Origin of the sequence: Streptomyces smyrnaeus, assembly GCF_017676345.1 — a bacterium.
Classification (GTDB): Bacteria; Actinomycetota; Actinomycetes; order Streptomycetales; family Streptomycetaceae; genus Streptomyces; species Streptomyces smyrnaeus.
Map to the genome: position 1 here is coordinate 540,623 of NZ_JAFFZM010000001.1, position 18,042 is coordinate 558,664.

Annotated in this window: 19 protein-coding genes; 12 read left to right on the forward strand and 7 right to left on the reverse strand. The window is 72.8% G+C overall.

What is annotated here, in order from left to right:
• The first annotated feature begins 24 nt into the window (after positions 1-24).
• The 4 genes from JW613_RS02390 to JW613_RS36535 all read left to right on the forward strand — a co-directional run bounded on the left by JW613_RS02390 (position 25) and on the right by JW613_RS36535 (position 6,154).
• Complete coding sequence (locus JW613_RS02390) at positions 25-1,380, forward strand: NAD(P)/FAD-dependent oxidoreductase (RefSeq protein ID WP_209208992.1); 1,356 nt, start codon at positions 25-27, stop codon at positions 1,378-1,380.
• Positions 1,381-1,498: 118 nt separating this feature from the next.
• Positions 1,499-2,812: a DUF1266 domain-containing protein gene (locus JW613_RS02395; RefSeq protein WP_245224793.1), complete on the forward strand. Its 1,314-nt coding sequence runs from the start codon at positions 1,499-1,501 to the stop codon at positions 2,810-2,812.
• A 178-nt stretch (positions 2,813-2,990) separates the two neighbouring features.
• On the forward strand, positions 2,991-3,914 hold the full coding sequence (bdeA, locus tag JW613_RS02400; protein WP_209208993.1) for a bis(hydroxyethyl) terephthalate hydrolase: 924 nt from the start codon (positions 2,991-2,993) through the stop codon (positions 3,912-3,914).
• A gap of 104 nt (positions 3,915-4,018) precedes the next feature.
• The gene (locus tag JW613_RS36535; protein WP_307865757.1) at positions 4,019-6,154 is read left to right on the forward strand and encodes a LuxR C-terminal-related transcriptional regulator; all 2,136 of its coding nucleotides are present in this window, start codon (positions 4,019-4,021) and stop codon (positions 6,152-6,154) included.
• A gap of 10 nt (positions 6,155-6,164) precedes the next feature.
• Here JW613_RS36535 and JW613_RS02410 read toward each other — a convergent pair whose 3' ends face one another.
• Positions 6,165-6,599 carry a RidA family protein gene (locus JW613_RS02410; RefSeq protein ID WP_372447886.1) on the reverse strand — a complete coding sequence of 145 codons (435 nt, stop codon included), beginning with the start codon at positions 6,597-6,599 and terminating at the stop codon, positions 6,165-6,167.
• A 119-nt stretch (positions 6,600-6,718) separates the two neighbouring features.
• The gene (locus tag JW613_RS02415; RefSeq protein WP_209208994.1) at positions 6,719-7,684 is read right to left on the reverse strand and encodes a TIGR03557 family F420-dependent LLM class oxidoreductase; all 966 of its coding nucleotides are present in this window, start codon (positions 7,682-7,684) and stop codon (positions 6,719-6,721) included.
• A 146-nt stretch (positions 7,685-7,830) separates the two neighbouring features.
• Here JW613_RS02415 and JW613_RS02420 point away from each other — a divergent pair, with 146 nt between their 5' ends.
• Positions 7,831-8,757 (forward strand): SDR family NAD(P)-dependent oxidoreductase, encoded by a 927-nt coding sequence (locus JW613_RS02420; RefSeq protein WP_209208995.1) that lies wholly within the window; start codon positions 7,831-7,833, stop codon positions 8,755-8,757.
• A 114-nt stretch (positions 8,758-8,871) separates the two neighbouring features.
• On the forward strand, positions 8,872-10,062 hold the full coding sequence (locus JW613_RS02425; protein WP_209208996.1) for a zinc-dependent alcohol dehydrogenase: 1,191 nt from the start codon (positions 8,872-8,874) through the stop codon (positions 10,060-10,062).
• A gap of 83 nt (positions 10,063-10,145) precedes the next feature.
• Here JW613_RS02425 and paaK read toward each other — a convergent pair whose 3' ends face one another.
• On the reverse strand, positions 10,146-11,417 hold the full coding sequence (gene paaK / locus JW613_RS02430; RefSeq protein WP_209209218.1) for a phenylacetate--CoA ligase PaaK: 1,272 nt from the start codon (positions 11,415-11,417) through the stop codon (positions 10,146-10,148).
• 206 nt (positions 11,418-11,623) lie between these two features.
• Between paaK and JW613_RS02435 the strand changes: the two genes are divergently transcribed.
• Positions 11,624-11,935: a hypothetical protein gene (locus JW613_RS02435; RefSeq protein ID WP_209208997.1), complete on the forward strand. Its 312-nt coding sequence runs from the start codon at positions 11,624-11,626 to the stop codon at positions 11,933-11,935.
• Positions 11,936-11,989: 54 nt separating this feature from the next.
• On the opposite strand, the gene JW613_RS02440 is transcribed toward JW613_RS02435, so the two are convergent.
• Both JW613_RS02440 and JW613_RS02445 read right to left on the reverse strand, forming a co-directional pair.
• Positions 11,990-12,199, reverse strand: a complete 210-nt coding sequence (locus JW613_RS02440) for a DUF397 domain-containing protein (RefSeq protein ID WP_209208998.1) — start codon at positions 12,197-12,199, stop codon at positions 11,990-11,992.
• Entirely contained in the window at positions 12,196-13,062 is an 867-nt protein-coding gene (locus JW613_RS02445; RefSeq protein ID WP_209208999.1) for a helix-turn-helix domain-containing protein, read from the reverse strand. The genes JW613_RS02440 and JW613_RS02445 overlap by 4 nt, the downstream gene beginning before the upstream one ends.
• Before the next feature lie 205 nt (positions 13,063-13,267).
• Here JW613_RS02445 and JW613_RS02450 point away from each other — a divergent pair, with 205 nt between their 5' ends.
• From JW613_RS02450 to JW613_RS02460, 3 genes are all read left to right on the forward strand, one after another.
• Positions 13,268-13,669: an ATP-binding protein gene (locus JW613_RS02450; RefSeq protein ID WP_209209000.1), complete on the forward strand. Its 402-nt coding sequence runs from the start codon at positions 13,268-13,270 to the stop codon at positions 13,667-13,669.
• A gap of 85 nt (positions 13,670-13,754) precedes the next feature.
• Complete coding sequence (locus tag JW613_RS02455) at positions 13,755-14,198, forward strand: MarR family winged helix-turn-helix transcriptional regulator (protein WP_209209001.1); 444 nt, start codon at positions 13,755-13,757, stop codon at positions 14,196-14,198.
• Positions 14,199-14,286: 88 nt separating this feature from the next.
• The gene (locus JW613_RS02460) at positions 14,287-14,814 is read left to right on the forward strand and encodes a copper chaperone PCu(A)C (RefSeq protein ID WP_209209002.1); all 528 of its coding nucleotides are present in this window, start codon (positions 14,287-14,289) and stop codon (positions 14,812-14,814) included.
• 7 nt (positions 14,815-14,821) lie between these two features.
• On the opposite strand, the gene JW613_RS02465 is transcribed toward JW613_RS02460, so the two are convergent.
• On the reverse strand, positions 14,822-15,520 hold the full coding sequence (locus JW613_RS02465) for a hypothetical protein (RefSeq protein WP_209209003.1): 699 nt from the start codon (positions 15,518-15,520) through the stop codon (positions 14,822-14,824).
• A gap of 136 nt (positions 15,521-15,656) precedes the next feature.
• Positions 15,657-16,409 carry a MerR family transcriptional regulator gene (locus tag JW613_RS02470; protein ID WP_209209004.1) on the reverse strand — a complete coding sequence of 251 codons (753 nt, stop codon included), beginning with the start codon at positions 16,407-16,409 and terminating at the stop codon, positions 15,657-15,659.
• 235 nt (positions 16,410-16,644) lie between these two features.
• On the opposite strand from JW613_RS02470, the gene JW613_RS02475 reads away from it, so the two are divergent.
• Complete coding sequence (locus JW613_RS02475) at positions 16,645-17,172, forward strand: hypothetical protein (RefSeq protein WP_209209005.1); 528 nt, start codon at positions 16,645-16,647, stop codon at positions 17,170-17,172.
• Between the two features lie 21 nt (positions 17,173-17,193).
• Positions 17,194-17,895: an endonuclease V gene (locus JW613_RS02480; RefSeq protein WP_209209006.1), complete on the forward strand. Its 702-nt coding sequence runs from the start codon at positions 17,194-17,196 to the stop codon at positions 17,893-17,895.
• Positions 17,896-18,042: the final 147 nt, after the last annotated feature.

The window sequence follows — 18,042 nt, forward strand, 5'->3', positions numbered from 1 at the left end:
ATCCGCACGACGTGAGGGGCAGCCATGAGCAGCGGTGACGAGCGGTACGACGTGGTCGTGGTCGGCGCCAGGTGCGCCGGGGCGCCGCTGGCGGCACTGCTGGCCCGGCAGGGGTTCGAAGTGTGCCTGGTGGAGAAGGCACAGCTGTCCGGCGACACCCCTTCGACCCATGTCTTCGAGGCCGACGCGCTGGCCTTCCTCGACTCGCTCGGCGTCCTGGACGGGCTGCGTGCGACGGGCGCGCCGCTGGTCGCACGGGCCGACGCGCGCGTGGGCGAGGTGCGCTGGCCGGCTGTCTGGCCGGTGCGGGCCGGCGACCCCGGCGGCGTGATGTCGGTGCGCCGCTTCCGGCTCGATCCCCTCCTCGCCGAGACCGCCCGGGATGCGGGCGCCACGCTGCTGACCGGCACAGCGGTGACGGAGTTGGTCAGGGCCGAGAACGGCAGAGTGACGGGGGTCAGGGTCTCCTCGGCCACGGGGGGCGAGGAGACCCGCGGCGGCACGGCGGACGAGCGGGTGCTGAAGGCCCGGCTGGTGGTGGGCGCGGACGGCCGCGCCTCCACCGTCGCCCGGCTTGCCGGCTCCCGCTCCTACCACGTGACCCGCAACCAGTTCGCGCTGTTCTGGGGCTACTTCGAGGGAGCGCAGATCGGCGAGCCGACCTTCGTCTTCCACCGCTGGGCCGACCGCTTCGTGCTCGGTATCCCCACCGACGGGGGGCTCTACCAGGTGCAGGTCGGCGTGGACCCGGCCCGGGTGGGCGAGTTCCGCGCCGGGCTGCCCGGCAGCCTGCTGGAGTACGCGCGGGCCGCCGAGCCGGTGGCCGAGGCGCTGGCGGGCGCCCGGCCGGTCGGCACGCCACGGGGGACGACGCACTGGAAGGGGTACTTCCGCGAACCCACCGGGCCCGGCTGGGTGCTGGTGGGCGACGCGGGCCACTTCAAGGACCCCACGGGCGGGCGCGGTATCGGCGACGCCTTCCTCCAGGCCGCCGAGCTGGCGCGGACCCTCGCCGGGCGGCTCACCGGGGAGGCGGCGCAGCTGGACGAGGCGCTGCGCCGGTGGGGCACGTGGCGGGACGCCGAGTTCGTCGAGCCGTACTGGTTCGCAGCCGACCTCGGCTCTCTCGCCCCGCTGCCGGCCGTTCTGCCCGAGGTGCTGCGCGGGATGCGCCGCGCCGGGGTCGCGGACAGCCTCTTCGAGCTGGTCAACCACCGAGCCGCTCCCACCGACATCCTCACCGGACCCCGGCTGCTCGCGGCGGTCGGCCGGCTGCTGGCCCGGGGGCGGATCGGCGTACTGCGGGAGGTCGCCCGACTGGCCGCCGCCGACCGGCGCCGCCGCGCCCTGGCCGCCCGCCCGTGCTACGAGACGTGCTGAGCCGTCGCTCGCCCGCCGCCCGCAGGCGGCGGCCTGCGGGAAGCCGCCGGACGGAGCCGGACGAACCCGACCCGGCGCCCTGCCGCACCGCCGAAGGCGGTAGCGTGACCGTTCGATCATGGTCAGGCGCCTCGGCACGGCGACGGGCGGGGGCCGGGAACGGGGCACGAGGGTGTACGCGGTAGGCGAGCAGGACGAGCACGACGACATCTTCCCGGTCATCGAGTACACGGGGGACGAGGGCTGTTGGCAGGCCCCGGCCGACCTGGAGCGTCGGCTGTACAAGCTGCACGAGGTCGACGAGAGCTACACCTATCTGCGCACTCTGGCCGAGAACGGCGTCTACCACCCGGTGCCGATCGAGCAGGCCACCCGGAATCCGGCCGAACGGCAGCTGCTGACCAGCGAGATCACCGGTTCCGACGGCATCACCCGGACCATCACCCAGGTCTACACCGACGGGCTGCTGCCGCGCCCGCACCCCTATGTCGTCTTCGAGTTCATCACCCTGGGCACTCTCGCCGACATCCTGCCGCCCGAGGTGGACGTGCTGGTCGTCAACGCCGCGACACCCTGCCAGGAGATGTTCCAGGTCGACGACGAGGAGCGGGAGGTGTGGGCGGATCTGCACGAGGAGCTGTTCGACCCGCGGGCGCTCACCGACCGGCTCGTCACCCGCCGCACCGGCGCCCCTCAACCGGGTCCGCTGCTGCACGGCCTGGCCTGCGGAGCGCACCTGTGCTACGGCAACGGCGACCCGTGGAACACCCTGGACTGGCACGGCGCCGGCTACAGCGCCGAGGTCGAACGGCTGGAGGAGAGCTGGGGGATCAGCAGCCGGGAGGACTGGCTGGAGACCCAGCAGCGGCTGCTGGAGTGCGAGGTGAGCCCCTGGTTCTGGGACTTCGTGCTCGGTGCCCGGCTCGCGCTGGAGAAGGAGCACGGCGGTCGCGGCCCGGTGGACGCCGGGCGGTGGCGGGACTGCGTGGAGGCGACCCTGCGGCGGGTCGTCGAGGCGCCCGAGGGGCCCCAGTTCGACGAATTCCTCGTGGAGATGCGCGGGATGGTCGGCAAGATCCTGCGGTACGAGGCGCGGTTCCGGGCCGACGAGCTGCTCGGGCCCGACGAGGTGGTCCGTACGGTCGCGGCCTGGGACCTGGGGCGGGCCTCGAAGATGGCCCGCTGGGGCCGGGGCGCCCGCTATGCGACCCGCGCGGAGATGTACGACGCGATCGAGCGGGTGAGCGCGGGCGTTCGGAGTACCTACCGCTCCTGGGCCGAGTTCTCGGCGGCGTATGTGATGGGCCGCTGCCTGCACTTCGACGAGGAGCGGTTCGGCGAGTGGTACACCGAGGTGCTGGAGGCGCACCGGGTGCTGCTGCGGGCGCCGGCCGGCCCGTGGCGGACGGTGCCGTTCCAACTGCCGGACTGAGCGGCCGTTCCCACCGGGGCCGGCCCGCAAGCAGCAGTAGGAGACCGGTGGTTTCACCGATGCGCACCTCGGGTGTGCGCCGGGACAGTGGCCTGCGCAACCGCCCCGGACGGGCGCGGCCGGCCACGACGTGCCAGGCCGTGCCGTGTCCTTCGCCCAGCGAGAGGACGCACCCTCCATGCCGCACAAACCCCGACCCCGCCTCCTGCCTACGGTGCTCGCCGCGCTGTTCACGGTGGCCGGACTCACCGCGACCCAGGCCGTTCCGGCCGCGGCGCACACCACGACCCCGACAGCGGCCGCTACCGTCGCGGCCGAGAATCCGTACGAGCGCGGCCCCGACCCCACCGAGGACAGCATCGAGGCGGTACGCGGCCCCTACGCCGTCTCCGACACGAGCGTCTCGCGGTTGTCCGTCAGCGGCTTCGGCGGCGGCACCATCTACTACCCGACCACGACACGGGACGGCACGTTCGGTGCGGTGGTGATCTCACCCGGCTTCACCGCCACCCAGTCCTCGATCGCCTGGCTGGGGCCGAGACTCGCCTCGCAGGGGTTCGTGGTCATGACGATCGACACGCTCACCACCCTCGACCAGCCCGACAGCCGCGGACGGCAGCTCCTGGCGGCGCTGGACTACCTGACCGACCGCAGCAGGGTCCGGGACCGCGTCGACAGCAGCCGGCTCGGTGTGATGGGCCATTCGATGGGCGGCGGGGGCTCGCTGGAGGCCGCCAAGAGCCGCCCCTCGCTCCAGGCCGCCGTTCCGCTCACCGGGTGGAACCTGGACAAGAGCTGGCCGGAGCTGCGCACCCCCACGCTCGTGGTGGGCGCCGACGGTGACACCATCGCCCCGGTCGCCACCCACTCCGAGCCCTTCTACGAGAGCCTGCCGCGCTCGTTGGACCGGGCCTACCTGGAGCTGAACAACGCCAGTCACCTCACCCCCAACACCCCCGACACGACGATCGCGAAGTACAGCCTGTCCTGGCTGAAGCGGTTCATCGACAACGACACCCGCTACGAGCAGTTCCTCTGCCCCCTTCCCCGGCCCTCGCTGACCATCGAGGAGTACCGGGGCAACTGCCCCCACACCTCTTAGCCGAACGTGACCGGGCGCCGCGGTGCCGGCCCGGGGGCGCGGGGCTTCGTCCCCGGGCCCCCGGGCCCTTCCCCGGTAACTGACTCCGCAGTAACCTGCGGAGCGTGACCGGACCGCCGACCGTCCGTGAACCGACCCGTTCCTGCCGTCTGCTGCCGCTGCTGATCGGCGCCGAGCAGCAGCGCGACCCCGGCCAGGACGGGGCGGAGCTTGCCGTCGTGCTGCGCGCCGCCGGTGCGGCGGGGCTGGGAACGGACGCCTTGCGGGCCGCCGAGCAGGCGGGAGTCGTCCGCCCCGAACAAGACCTCCTCCGACTGGGACCGGCGCCGGGCCGCCACAGCTACGACCAGGCGCCGCTGTCCGAACGGCAGGCAGCGCACCGGCTGTTGGCAAGCGCGTACGAGGACGGCACCCGGCCGCTGCCGCTGCTCTACCACCGGGCCGCCGCGGTACTCGGGCCCGCCGGGCCGCTCGCCGACGCGCTGGCCGAGACCGCGGCCCGGCTGGCCGGGCGGCAGCGGGCCGGACACGCGGAGTGCTCGGCGGCGCTCGCGAGGTCGGCCGAGCTGACGGCCGACCGCGCGGTGCGCGCCCGGCGACTGGTCGCGGCCGCCGAACAGGCCCGGCTGGCGGGCTCTCCCACCCGGGCGCACGCCCTGCTGGCCCGCGCCGACCGCACCCCCTCGCCCGAGTCGGCCCGCGGCCCGGCCGAACTCGTGCGTGGCCTGCTGTGGTTGCGCGACGGGCCGGTGGCCGACGCACAAGAAGCGCTGCTCCTCGCCGCCGAACTGCTGGCGGCCGCCGCGCCCGAGGACGCCGCCACGGCGCGGCTGGCCGCGATGGAGGCGGCCTGGGAACTCGGGGACGCGCCGGGATATCTGGCGGCCGTCGACGGCTTCGCACCGCTGGGCGGCGCAGACGGCCCGACAGCCCGCCGCGCGGCCCCCGAGACGGACCCACCGGAGCCCCTGCGGCCGCAGCGGCCGGCGAGCACGGCGGCACGGGCCCGGCGCCAGGTGCGCACCCCGCAGCCGACCCGTTCGCTCATCAGTTACCGCACCGGCATGTCGGCCGTCCTGCGGGGGCGCCCGGCCGAGGGCCGTGTTCCGCTGCGGCGGCTGCTCACCGCCGGGGACGGGCCGGGGGACGAGCCCGAAGAACTGCTGCGCGCGGGCGCCGCCGCGCTCGTCGTCGGAGATGTCGCGGCCGCCGCCCGGCTCAACGCCCGTGCGTCCGCGGTGGCCCGCGCCCGGGGGCTGCACGTGCTGGTGGCCCGTACGTTGGAACACCTCGCCTACGCCGAGCTGCGGGCGGGCCGGCACGCCCGGGCCAGGGCACACGCCGAGGAGGGGCTGCGCGCCGCCCACCGCACCGGCCAGCGGAACATCGCGGCCCACCAGCACGCGATCCTGGCCCTGGTCGGGTCGGTGGAGGGCGACACGGCCGGGGTGGCGGAGCACGCGCACGCGGCGCAGGAGGTGGCGGGCCGGCACGGTCTGGCGCAGGCGGCGACCTTGGCGCAGTGGGCGCTGGCGCGTGCGGAGCTGAGCCGGGGCCGGGTGGCCGAGGCGGCGGCCCGGCTCGGACCGCTGGTGGGCACCGGGCCGAGGCGGGGCCACTTCGCGGTGCGGATGCTGGCCGTCCCCTGCTTCGTGGAGGCCGCTGTGCGCTCGGGCCGTGGCGGGGCGGCCGAGGCGGCGGTGGCCGAGTTCGCCGACTGGGTGGCGCAGGGCATCGACCCGCAGGCTGCGGGCCAACTCGCCCGCTGCCGCGCCCTGGTGGACGAAGCGCCCGGCAGCGAGCCGCTGTACGCGCGGGCGCTGGCCGAGCACGAGCGCTCCGGCGGGGACTTCGAACGCGGCCGCACCCAGCTGCTGTTCGGCGGCTGGCTGCGGCGCCGGCGCCGGCCCCGCGACGCTCGCGGGGTGCTCACCGACGCGCTGGTCTCCTTCGAGCGGTGCGGGGCGCGGGCCTGGGCCGAGCAGACCCGCGCTGAGCTGCGGGCGGCGGGGCAGGCCGCAGCGGACCCGGTGCCGGGGCCGCTGACCCGGCTCACCCCGCAGCAGGTGCGCGTGGCCCGGCACGTCGCCGAGGGCGCCACGAACCGGGAGATCGCCCTCCAGCTGTCGGTGAGCCCCCGCACCGTCGATCACCATCTGCGCAACATCTTCGCCGCGCTCGGGGTGCGGTCGCGGGTGGAGCTCTCCCGGGTGATGACGTTCGGCGACGGTGCCGGGTGAGCGACCGCGGTCAGTCCCGGACCGCCGCGACCGCCTCGATCTCCACCAACTGGTCGGTGTAGCCGAGCACGGTGACCCCCAGCAGCGTGCTGGGGACGGCGTGGTCGCCCATCGCGTCGCGGTAGACCTCCCAGGCGATCCCCAGGTCCTCCTGGCGGGCGGTGGCCACCAGGACCCTGGTGCTGATCAGGTCGCCGAGGTCGGCGCCCGCCGCACCGAGGGCGGTGCGCAGGTTCTCGACCGCCCGGGCGGCCTGCCCCGCGTAGTCGCCGACGGGGGTGACGGTGCCGTCGGCGGCCAGCGGGCAGGCCCCGGCGAGGAAGATCAGCCGGGCGTCGGGGGGCGCCGTGGCCGCGTAGGCGTACTCGGCCACGTCGGAGAGTGTCTGCCGGGGCTGGCTCCCGGGCGGAGTCGGAGGGAGGATCAGGGACACTGCTCGCGGCACGGGGTTCCTCTCGCAGGGTAGGGCTGGGCCCGACCGACTTCAGCGCAGTGCCGCCGCCCCCGCAACCGGTTATTCGCGCCCGGCGGGTGCCGGCGCCCGCCTTCCGGGGCGGCCCGGCCTCAGCTGCCCAGATCCTGCTTGAGACGGCCGATCAGGTCCGCGTCGCAGAAGTCCAGGAAGCCCCTGGGGTCCGGTCCGGCGTTCATCAGGACCAGGCGGTCGAATCCGGCCTCCGCGAAGGGCTTGGCGACCTCCACGAAGCGCTGCGGGTCGTTGCCGCAGGCGAAGCGCTGCCGGATGTCCTCTTCGCGGACCTGCGCCGTGGCGGCCTCGAAGTTGACCGGGTTGGGCAGTTCGCTCATCACCTTCCAGCCGGCGAGTGCCCACCGGAAGTACTTGAGCGCCGACTGGGCGCCCTCGCTCTCGCTCTCCGCCCAGGCCATCGGCACCTCGGCGTAGCCGGGACCGGTGCCGCCCGCCTCCCGGTAGTGGCGAACGATCTCGGGTTTCTCCTCGGTGGCGAAGATCGCGTCACCGAGTTCGGCGGCGATCCGGCTGGAGGCGGCACCGCTGGCGGCGACCGCGATCAGCGGCTGCTCCGCGGGCAGGTCGAAGATCCGGGCGTCCTCCAAGCGGAGGTACTTGCCCTCGTAGGAGCGGTAGCCGCCCTGCCACAGCAGGCGGATGATCTCCAGCGCCTCCCGGAACCTGACGTGCCGTTCGGACACCGCGGGCCAGCCGTCACCGGTCACATGTTCGTTCAGCCGTTCGCCGGAGCCGACGCCGAGCACGAAGCGGCCCTCGGAGACGAGCGCCATGGTCGCGGCGGCCTGGGCGACGACGGCCGGATGGTAGCGCATGCTGGGGCAGGTGACCCCGGTGACCAGCTGGATGCGTTCGGTCTTGGCGGCGATGGCCCCGAGCACGCTCCAGGTGAAGGCGGAGTGGCCCTGCTCGTCCAGCCATGGATGGTAGTGGTCGCTCATCTCGACGAAGTCGAATCCGGCGGCCTCGGCGGCGATGGCCTGGCGGATCAGTTCCTGGGGGCCGTACTGCTCGGTGGCGAGCTTGTAGCCGATCTGCATGTGTACTGCTCCTTGGTCGCTCTCCCCCCTCGGGTACCTCCACTTCCTTTCGCACACTCCCACCGTCCCTGGGCCCGCGAGGGGTGTGACACGGCGGATGCGGGGAACCGCCGGATACCGACACCTCCGTCCGAAGGAGACCGGGCATGGACACACTCTCCGACCTGTCGGTGCTGGTGACAGGCGGTTCGCGCGGGCTGGGGCTGCTGTTGGCCCGGCAATGCGTGGAGCGGCGCTGCGACGTCACGATCGCGGCACGTGACCAGGAGGAGCTGGACCGCGCCGTCGGGCTGCTGCGGCGCAGGGCACGCGACACCAGCGTGACCGGGCGGGTGTGCGACGTGACCGACCGGTCCGCCGTCCATGAGCTGGTGGAGAACACCGCGGCCGACCAGCGGGGCCTGGACGTGGTGATCGCCAACGCCGGGAACATCCAGGTGGGGCCCGCCGAGGAGTCGGGCACCGAGGGGTTCCGCAGCGCGATGGACACCATGTTCTTCGGCGCGCTCCACACCGCGATGGAGTCCCTGCCGCAGCTGCGGGAGAGTCCGGCCGGCGGTCGGCTGGGGCTGATCGGCTCGGTGGGCGGCCTGCTGCCGGTGCCGCATCTGCTGCCGTACTCGTGTGCGAAGTCCGCCGTCGCGGCGCTCGCGGAGGGGCTGCGCGCCGAGCAGGCCGAGCACGGGGTCAGCGTCACCGCCGTCCACCCGGGTCTGATGCGGACCGGCTCGCACCATCAGGTGGAGCTGTCCGGCGACGAGGGCAAGGAGTTCGCGTGGTTCGCCACGCTGGCGGGGCTGCCGGGGCTGTCCATGGACGCGCTGCGGGCTGCCGAGCGCATCGTACGGGCGCTCGAACAGCGCCGTACGCGGGTGGTGCTCACCCCCGCGGCGCAGCTGGGCGCCAAGGCGTACGGGGTCGCCCCCACGCTGGTGACCCGCACCAATGAGCTGGTGTCCCGGCTGCTGCCCGAACCGGACGACTCCGGCCGCGAGGGCCGCTCCCGCTGGCAGTCCGCGGTGAGCGCACTCAACGACCGCGCGGCGCGGCGCCTCAATCAGACAGGCGCGTAGGACCGCGTCCCGAAGGGGCGCGGGGAACCGCGCGACAAGCCACAAGCAACGCGCACCCGGGCAGCCGCCGAGACCCCGACGGCGGAGCCGCGCCCGTACGGACCTGGAGGACACATGAGGGCTCTCACCTATCAGGGCAAGCGCAACGTCAGCGTGGAGACGGTGCCCGATCCGGAGATCACCGAGCCGGACGATGTCATCGTCCGCGTGACCACGAGCGGCATCTGCGGCTCCGACCTGCATCTGTACGAGGTGCTCGGGCCGTTCCTCGACGAGGGCGACATCCTCGGACACGAGCCGATGGGAGTGGTCGAGGAGGTCGGCCCCGAGGTGGCCGGGCTCTCGGCCGGGGACCGGGTGGTGGTGCCGTTCAACGTCAGCTGCGGCACCTGCTGGATGTGCGGCCAGGGGCTCCAGTCGCAGTGCGAGACCACGCAGGTACGCGAGTACGGCACCGGCGCCGCCCTGTTCGGCTACAGCAAGATGTACGGCCAGGTGCCCGGCGGCCAGGCGGAGTTCCTGCGGGTGCCGTTCGGCAACCATCTGCCGGTGAAGGTGCCGGACGGGCCGCCGGACGAGCGGTTCGTCTATCTGTCCGACGTGCTGCCCACGGCGTGGCAGGCGGTCACCTACGCCGACGTTCCCCAGGGCGGCAGCGTCACCGTGCTGGGGCTGGGCCCCATCGGGGACATGGCCACCCGTATCGCGCAGCACCAGGGCGCCGAACTGGTCATCGGTGTCGATCTGGTGCCCGAGCGGCTGGAGCGGGCCCGCGCCCACGGCGTACACACCCTGGACCTGCGCGAGCACCACGACCTCGGCGCCGCGGTGCGGGAGCTGACCCAGGGCCGGGGTACGGACGCGGCCATCGACGCGGTCGGCATGGAGGCGCACGGCGCGCCCGTCGCCAAGGCCGCGCACCAGGCGGTCGGCCTGCTGCCGGACGCGGTGGGCGCCAAGATGATGCAGCGCGCCGGTATCGACCGGCTGGCAGCGCTGAGCGCGGCGTTCGACGTCGTACGGCGCGGCGGCACCGTGTCGATCTCAGGCGTCTACGGGGGCGCCACCGACCCGCTGCCGATGCTGAAGCTGTTCGACAAACAGCTTCAGCTGCGCATGGGCCAGGCGAACGTCCGCAGCTGGGTCGACGACATCCTCCCCCTGCTGACCGACGACGACCCGCTGGGTGTGGACCACTTCGCCACCCATTCGCTGCCGCTGGAGCAGGCGCCGAGTGCCTACGGCACGTTTCAGCGCAAGGAAGACGGCATGGTGAAGGCCCTCTTGAAGCCTTCAGCGACCTAGCTTTCTGTTGCGCTTGGGCAGTCTGCGCCAGGGGCGCAGGGTGGGCAAGCGCAGCACCCATGCGGGGTACGCAGCCCATGGTGCTACCGCAAGTCGCGGAGGCGGCGGAACTTGCCGACCGAGCGCTCGATGGTCTCCGGGTCGACGACCTGGGCCTCCACCGTCACGCCGATGCCCTCCTTGACGCGGCGCACAAGAATTTCCGCCGCATCCGCGCGCTGAGCACCCGTGGCGGCGGCCCGCGCCTCCACCAGCACGCTGAGGTGGTCCAGCCGGCCCTGCCGGGTGAGCTGCAGCTGGAAGTGCGGGGCCAGCGCCGGGATCTCCAGCACGATCTCCTCGATCTGGCTGGGGAAGACATTGACGCCACGCAGAATGATCATGTCGTCGCTGCGGCCGGTGATCTTCTCGATACGCCGGAACGCGGGCCGGGCCGTCCCCGGCAGCAGCCGCGTCAGATCGCGGGTGCGGTAGCGGATGACGGGCAGCGCCTCCTTGGTGAGCGTCGTCAGCACCAACTCGCCCCGCTCCCCCGAGGCGTACGGCTCCTCCCCCAGCGGGTCGACGATCTCCGGGTAGATGTGGTCCTCCCACAGGTGAAGACCGTCCTTGGTCTCCACGCACTCCTGGGCGACGCCCGGCCCCATCACCTCCGACAGCCCGTAGATGTCCACCGCGTGCAGGGCGAACCGCTCCTCGATCTCGCGCCGCATCGCCTCCGTCCACGGCTCCGCCCCGAAGATGCCGACCCGCAGCGAGGTGCCGCGCGGATCGATGCCCTGCCGCTCGAATTCGTCGAGCAGGGTGAGCATGTAGGTCGGCGTCACCATGATGATCTCGGGCCGGAAGTCCTGGATCAGCTGGACCTGCCGTGCCGTCATCCCGCCGGAGGCCGGAATGACGGTGCAGCCCGCCCGCTCGGCGCCGTAGTGCGCCCCCAGCCCACCGGTGAACAGCCCGTAGCCGTAGGACACATGCACCTTGTGGCCGGGCCGCCCACCCGCTGCCCGTATACAGCGCGCCACCAACTCCGCCCAGGTGTCCAGGTCGCGCTGGGTGTACCCGACGACGGTCGGGCGCCCGGTGGAACCGCTGGAAGCGTGGATACGGCGTACGTCCTCCATGGGCACGCCGAACATCCCGAACGGGTAGGTGTCGCGCAGGTCGGCCTTGGTGGTGAACGGGAACTTCGCCAGATCGTCAAGGGTGCGGCAATCCTCGGGTCGCACCCCTGCCGCGTCGAACTTCTTGCGGTACAGCTCCACGTCCTCATACGCGTGCCGCAGTGTGCCCTGGAGCCGCTTCAGTTGCAGCTGCCGCAGCTCGTCGGCCTCCAGCCGCTCGCCGTCGTCCATGAGCCCGCCGTCCGGCGTCGCGGCCACCGGCCGGGCCCCGGTTCCCGCGCCGTTCCCCACCTGCGACCTCCCGCCTCCGGCGAACACCGACCGACCATTCGGTGCGCCCAGTAATCCAGCGCGGGGACCGGGCTGTCAAGACGGCTGCGGCGACCTCTTCGGCCGCATCCCGTACCTTGCGTCCCGGTCTTCGTCACGGAGGTGAGATGAGGGTGGAGCGCGTCGACGCTGCGCTGCTGCGCCGTAACGCGCAGGTCGCGTATCTGGACCTGAGCACGGAAGACGCCGTACGGCGCTGGGGCGAGCCCGAGGTCACCTGGGATGACCTCGGGCCGTGGAACACCTTCGCCTTCCGCCTCGCGGACGGGACCCTGGCCGGGCTGGTACGCGAGGTCGAGAACGCGCCGAAGCCGGGGTACTTCCTGATCTCCGACGGTGACCCCGCCGAGGTGCTGCCGGTCTTTCTCTCGGAGGCCGACTTCGATGAGGCCCGCGTGCTGGAGCGGTACCCCGGGTGATCCCGGGGAGGGGGTGCCCCTGCCTGCGGCTTGCAGACTGCGGGTGTGTTGTGGCTAGTCGCGCAGTTCCCCGCGCCCCTGGCGGGGCGCGTGTGCGATGAACGCCGACCAGGCGGCCGGCGTGATGCAGAGGGAGGGGATGGTCGTGTCCTTGGAGTCCCGGACGTGGACCCCTCCGGGGGTGGTGGCAACCTCCACGCAGTCGTCGCCCTGAGAGCCGCTGTAGCTACTCTTGAACCAGCTCAGCTCTGCTTGGTTGCTCATAACGCTCCTCGCATTCGCTTCAGCAGGCTCAGGGAATCTGCCGGGGTCAGAGCCTGTGAGCGCAGTTTTGCATACACCATCTGCAACCTGCTGAGCGCTTCCGGTTCGGAGATCAGTTGGCCTGTTTGCTGCCCCTCGGAGTAGCCGAACCACCGGTGTTCGGGCGTCTCCAGGAGTCGTAACGGGCCGTCCAAACCGGCATGCTGTGGCTGCACCAGCGGCATGATCTGCAACTCGATGTTGTCCAGCTCAGCACATGCGATGAGGTGATCCAACTGCCCCTTCGTGATGTCTTCGCCACCCGTGCGCCGCTCCAAGAGAGCCTGTTCGATGATGAAGCTGAACATCACCGGCTTCTTCCGATGCAGCAACTCCTGTCGGTCCAGCCTGAGCGCCAACCGCTCATCGAACTGCTCCTGGGCAGGGATCGGCGGCACCTGGCGCATCACCGTCTTCGTATACGCCTCGGTCTGCAACAACCCCGGGACCACCCGGCACTCGTAGGTGTACAGGCTGAGCGCTGTGAGCTCCATCTTGGCCCACTGGCGGAACCATGCGGCGATGCCGTTGCCCCGCGACAAATGCTTCGCGGCCTCCCGTAGTGCGCCGCCCGCGTCCAGCTCCCTCTCCGCCCGGTCGATGAACAGAGGGGGCGGAAAACGGCGGCCCTGTTCGACGCCCGCGCACGTGCTCAGCGAGTAGCCCGAGCGCTCGGCCCACGCCTCCTGCGTGAACCCCGCACGCTGGCGCAGGGCCTTCACAAACGCGCCGAAGGTCCGGAGACTGTCCGAGCGTTCCGGCTCCTTGCCGCCGCAGCCGCGCTCCTCGTCGTCCTCGTCATAGTCGTCGTCGTAATCGGCCACTTCCGGCCACCTCCCTGTGGCGGGGGAACGTCCCCAACTCACCCAGGGTTACGGGCCATTGCCCGTACTGTCCACACTCCGCACCCCTACGCTTGCGCAGCGTAGGGGTTGCTGAGCTGGTCGCGGGAGACTGCCGAGGGCCAACGTGACGGCCATGTCTCAGCGTCAGCCACTCTCTCCGGCTCGCTCGGCCGCTACCGAGCGTATGTTCGTACAGCGGTTCTCCGCCACCCGGCGGGGCGCCCGCCTGGCGCGACTGCTCGCGCTGCACCAGTTCGACGCATGGGGACTCCCCTACGGCAGCGAGCGCAGCGACAACGCGGCGGCGGTCGTCGCGGAGCTCGCCGCGAACGCGGTACTGCACGGCCGCGTACCGGGGCGGGACTTCGAGCTGGCGCTCAGCCGCCCGCAGGGCTCCGTGCTCATCGAGGTGACGGACACGCTGGGGGAGGCGGCACCGCCGACGACCGCGCCGATGTGCCCGGGGCCGGACCAGGAGTCGGGGCGTGGCCTGCTGCTCGTCGCGACGCTGGCGGCCGACTGGGGCGTACGCGCCCGCACGCCGGCCGCTCCCGGGAAGACGGTCTGGGCCCGGTGCCCGGCCTAGCGGGCCCGGTCCGGTCGGCGCTGTAGCCTTGCTGGCCTGTTGCCGGGGCGGCCCCGCCCACGGCGTGAGACGGCACGAGGGACCCATGCACGACAGCCGCCGCCAACTGCCCCAGCTGCTGACCGAAGCCCGGCGCTGGTTCGAGGACGGCTTGCTGGCGGCGCTGGAGGCGGCCGGTGCCGCGCCGGTCTCCCCGACGCAGGCGCAGCTGTTCTCCGTGCTGGACGAGGCGGGCACCACGGTCTCCGAGCTGGCCCGTCGGATGGGCGTCACCCGGCAGACCGCGCACCAGGCCGTCCACAGCCTGGTCGCGGCAGGTCTTCTGGAGCAGGCCCCCGACCCGGCCTCGGCCCGTCGGCGGCTGATTCGCCGTACCCAGGAGGGCACCCGCGTGCACGCCCGTGCGGAGCGGGTGCTCGCGGCGCTGGAAGGGCAGCTCGCCGAGCGCATCGGTGCGGAGCAGGTCGCGGCGCTGCGGGCGGCCCTGGAGGCGACGTGGGGCCCGCCGCCCGCCGTGCGGCCGGAGTGAGGCCGTCACTCGTACGCCGCCGTCCCGCTTGCATCGGGCCGTGGGCGTACGGAAGGTGGAGGCGAGGGTTCCGGCGAGAGGAGCGTCCATGGCACGCCTTGGCGGGCCGCGTTGCCGAGCCGGTCTGGCAGCCGCCGCACTGGCCCTGGTCACGGCCGTGAGCGGATGCGGCGGCGACGACGACTTCAATCTGCCGGACTGGGACGCCCCGGGCCAGAACGCCCGCGTCGGGGATCTGATGCTCAGGTACGCGCATCTGGCCGAGCCGCGCGGCGGGCCGTGGCGGGCGGGGGACGACGTACCCGGCTATGTCCGGCTCTACAACAAGGGCCAGAAGGACGACGAGTTGGTCGGCGCCAGTTCGCCGGCCGCCGCCTCCGTGCGGATCGTCGGGCCGGACGGTGAGCCGCTCAAGGACGGTGTGCGCCTTCCCACCGGCAAGCTCGTCGAGCTGGAGTCCGGCAAGAACCACTTGCTGCTGCGGGACCTGCGCAAGCAGGTCAGGGGCGGTGACTACATCGAGATCACCTTGCGGTTCCGGGACGCCGGGTCGACGACCTTCAACATCGCGGCGCAGCGGCCGCAGTACGACAAGAGCCCCTCGCCCACGAAGTGACCGCGCCTCAGTGGCGGCTGCCGCGGCGCCGGTCGAGCCGGCGCCACCGCGCCGCTGTCCAGGCGGCGGCGAGCAGCACCAGCAGCCGCACTCCGATCACCACGGGTGGGAGGACGTAGGCCAGGGACGACCATGTGCTGCCCCGTTCGAGCCTGTCGGTGGGCAGCGGGTCGAGCCGGCCACGGGGGTCGTAGGTGACCCGGAGGCGCTCGCCCTTGTCGGCGCGCTTCTTCGCCAGCGTCATGGAGTCGGGCCGCCCGGCGGCGCAGTCGAGCTTGTGCTTGTAGTCGATGGTGGTGGTCGTGTGGGTGATGCCGTTGCTGTCGGTGTAGGTGCTCTCGTGCACCTGCCGGTCGACGTCCAGCACCGTGCAGCGGGTGGACTTTCCCCGGCTGCGCAGGGTTTCGTCGTCCACCACGGCGGCCACCGCGAGTACGGACCCGGCCAGCAGCACGCTGGTCACGATCGCCGCGAGCGGCTGGAAGGGATGGTCCGGGTCGGAGAGGAAGCCGGTGCCGAAAGCGCCGAGGAAGGCGACGATGACCAGCGCGTTGCCGACGTACACGCTGCTGCCCGGTCCCCCGTTGACGGCGTACGAGGCACCCCCGTAGGCCATGCCGACGATGAGCAGGGGCGCGCCGACGGCCCCCATCGTGTGGAAGAGCACAACCGGCCATGTGCGTCGCCGCTTTGTGTGGACGTACACAGCAACCACCCCCTGTCACAGAGGGTTTACCCGGTGTGGCGTTCAACCGCCAGCTTTGGCCAGCTTTTCGTCGGCCTCTGACAACCGCTTCTCGTCCCATCGGTCCGGCGCCAGCGGCGCGAGCCGTCTGATCGTCTCAGGCCGGTTCGCCGCATGAGGGCCCGTGGTCCCGCAGATAGGCGTACAGCGCTCCGGAGCCCTCCAGCATCGCCGTCGTACGCGTCGTCAGCTCCTGGGCGCGGTGGGCGAGCGCCGCACGCAGCTCGGCCGTGCTGCCGGACTCCCGGAGTCCGCCCAGAACGGTGCGGATCTGGGGCAGCGGATAGCGGCTCTGCCGGAGCAGCGCGATGAGGCGGGCGTCGCGGATCTCGGCGGGGCCGTAGCGGCGGTAGCCGGTGACCGGTTCGCGGCGCGGGGTCAGCAGCCCGGCCGACTCCCACACCCGCAGCGCGGAGGGCCGCAGCCTGAGTTGGTGTGCCAGCTCCCCGATGCGCAGGGCGGAGTGGGAAGGTGCCGACTCCTCGGGGGCACGCTCGGCCGTCGCCGTGAGCGCATCGCTCGCCGCGTGCAGGGAGCGGCGCTGTTCGTGCAGGGTCGCATGGCTCTCGTTCACCAACGCCAGCGCGGCGGGCACCTCGCCGGCGTGCACGGCGTGCAGGATGCGCCGGGCGGGGTCGAAGCCGTAGCCCTTCGTCAGGGCGCGGTAGGTGAGGAGCGCCGCGCGGTGGCGGGAGGTGAAGAGGCGGTAGCCGGAGGCGGTGCGGTCGGCGGGCGGCAGGATGCCCGCCTCCTCGTAGTTGCGTACCTGCTGCGTCGAGATTCCGGCGGCCCGCGCGAGGTCCACGGAGCGCAGGGCCCGCCGCTCCTCCCCGGTTCCGCGCTCCCCCATGCCCCGGTCTCCGTTCAGCTGTGCCGCGCTCGCGGCGGCCCGGACGCCGTACTCGCCGCCCTGCGTTCGCAGGTTCGCAGATTATGCGATGCCGCTCGAAGGCCAGGGCGCCGTCATCCAAGAGGGGGATTTGTGGGGGCGCGTTGCGACGTCCCCGTTCCCTGGGCACCGAGGAAGGCGGACGATGCGGTCATCGCTCCTATCCGGGACAGTGCCCGACAAAAGAGGTGTCCGTATGCTCCGTACCGCCGCGCTCCGCACCACCCGTATCCGTCGTGTCCTTGTGCTGTGTGCCGCCGCGGTGGCGGCCGGGGCGCTGGCGCTGGCCGCGCCGGGCGCACAGGCGGCGCCGTCCGGTCAGCCGGCGCCCGGGACGGTGGCGCCGCAGGTGTACGCGCCGCCCGCCGGCGCGCAGGCCGGGCCGGCAGCCGCAGCCGAGCGCCGCCACACCGGGCGGGAGATCCACCGCTTCCTCACCTGGTTCTACGGCGAGCACGGGCCCACCGACTCCCAGCGGGAGCACTTCGTCTCCGACTTCCTCAAGCAGAAGCAGGCGGACAACCCCGACCACGACGTGCTGCTGTGCGCCCAGAACACGCCGCAGAGCATCGAGGTCGGGCCGGTGACCGTGGCACAGTCGGCCGGGTTCGGCTGGGCGACGGTGACCGCGTACTGGGCGGACGGCACGACCAGCACCTTCACCGGCTACGTGGCTCTAGACTCTCACCCGATCGAGTTGCACGACGTCGTGTGTGCGCGGTGACGGTTCGGACAGCGGAGTGACATGGGTGCGGGGACGGGCGGGGAACCGGACGACTGGCCCCGCACCGAGGCGGAGGCCGCCGCCGTGCAGGAGCGGCTGCGCGAGCGCGCCGACCTGGTCGGGCCGGGCCCCGGCCCCGACCAGGTGCGCACCGTCGCCGGGGTCGATGTCGCCTACGCCGACGGCGGCGAGCTGGTGGCCGCCGCCGTGGTGCTGGACGCGGCCACACTGACGGTGGTGGACGAGTCCGTGCACGTGGGACGTACCCGGTTCCCGTATGTGCCGGGGCTGTTGGCCTTCCGCGAACTGCCGTCCGTCGTCGCCGCGCTGCGGGGCCTGTCGCGGCATCCGCGGCCGGACGTCGTGGTGTGCGACGGCTACGGTCTCGCACACCCGCGGCGCGCCGGACTCGCCGTCCACCTGGGCGTGCTGACAGGCATCCCCTGCTTCGGGGTGGCCAAGACGCCCTTCCTCTTCGACTTCGAGGAACCCGGCCCGCAGCGGGGCGCATGGGCACCGCTGACGATGGACGGCGAACAGGTGGGACGTGCGCTGCGCACCCAGGACGGGGTCAAGCCGGTGTTCGTCTCCGTCGGCAGCGGCATCGGCCTCGACAACGCCGCGGCCCTCACCCTGCGGCTGGCCCCCGCCTACCGCCAGCCCGAGACCACCCGCCGGGCGGACCACTTGGCGCGCCGTCGGCTGGCCGAACGCTCCGGCTGAGGCCGCCCGCGGTCGGCGGCCGTGCGTCCCGGGCGGGGCCACGGGCTCCCGGCAGCCGCCGTGGGGCGTCGCCCCGGCGCTCAGGAGAGGGCAAGGTCACACCGATGAGCTGGTGCTACTCGCTGGTCACCTCACCTAATCTGCGGC

Coding starts and splice junctions, on each gene's coding strand:
- JW613_RS02390 (WP_209208992.1), top strand. CDS start 25: ATGAGCAGCGGTGACGAGCGGTACGACGTGGTCGTGGTCGGCGCCAGG.
- JW613_RS02395 (WP_245224793.1), top strand. CDS start 1,499: ATGGTCAGGCGCCTCGGCACGGCGACGGGCGGGGGCCGGGAACGGGGC.
- bdeA (WP_209208993.1), top strand. CDS start 2,991: ATGCCGCACAAACCCCGACCCCGCCTCCTGCCTACGGTGCTCGCCGCG.
- JW613_RS02415 (WP_209208994.1), bottom strand. CDS start 7,684: ATGCAGATCGGCTACAAGCTCGCCACCGAGCAGTACGGCCCCCAGGAA.
- JW613_RS02420 (WP_209208995.1), top strand. CDS start 7,831: ATGGACACACTCTCCGACCTGTCGGTGCTGGTGACAGGCGGTTCGCGC.
- JW613_RS02425 (WP_209208996.1), top strand. CDS start 8,872: ATGAGGGCTCTCACCTATCAGGGCAAGCGCAACGTCAGCGTGGAGACG.
- paaK (WP_209209218.1), bottom strand. CDS start 11,417: ATGGACGACGGCGAGCGGCTGGAGGCCGACGAGCTGCGGCAGCTGCAA.
- JW613_RS02435 (WP_209208997.1), top strand. CDS start 11,624: ATGAGGGTGGAGCGCGTCGACGCTGCGCTGCTGCGCCGTAACGCGCAG.
- JW613_RS02440 (WP_209208998.1), bottom strand. CDS start 12,199: ATGAGCAACCAAGCAGAGCTGAGCTGGTTCAAGAGTAGCTACAGCGGC.
- JW613_RS02450 (WP_209209000.1), top strand. CDS start 13,268: ATGTTCGTACAGCGGTTCTCCGCCACCCGGCGGGGCGCCCGCCTGGCG.
- JW613_RS02455 (WP_209209001.1), top strand. CDS start 13,755: ATGCACGACAGCCGCCGCCAACTGCCCCAGCTGCTGACCGAAGCCCGG.
- JW613_RS02460 (WP_209209002.1), top strand. CDS start 14,287: ATGGCACGCCTTGGCGGGCCGCGTTGCCGAGCCGGTCTGGCAGCCGCC.
- JW613_RS02470 (WP_209209004.1), bottom strand. CDS start 16,409: ATGGGGGAGCGCGGAACCGGGGAGGAGCGGCGGGCCCTGCGCTCCGTG.
- JW613_RS02475 (WP_209209005.1), top strand. CDS start 16,645: ATGCTCCGTACCGCCGCGCTCCGCACCACCCGTATCCGTCGTGTCCTT.
- JW613_RS02480 (WP_209209006.1), top strand. CDS start 17,194: ATGGGTGCGGGGACGGGCGGGGAACCGGACGACTGGCCCCGCACCGAG.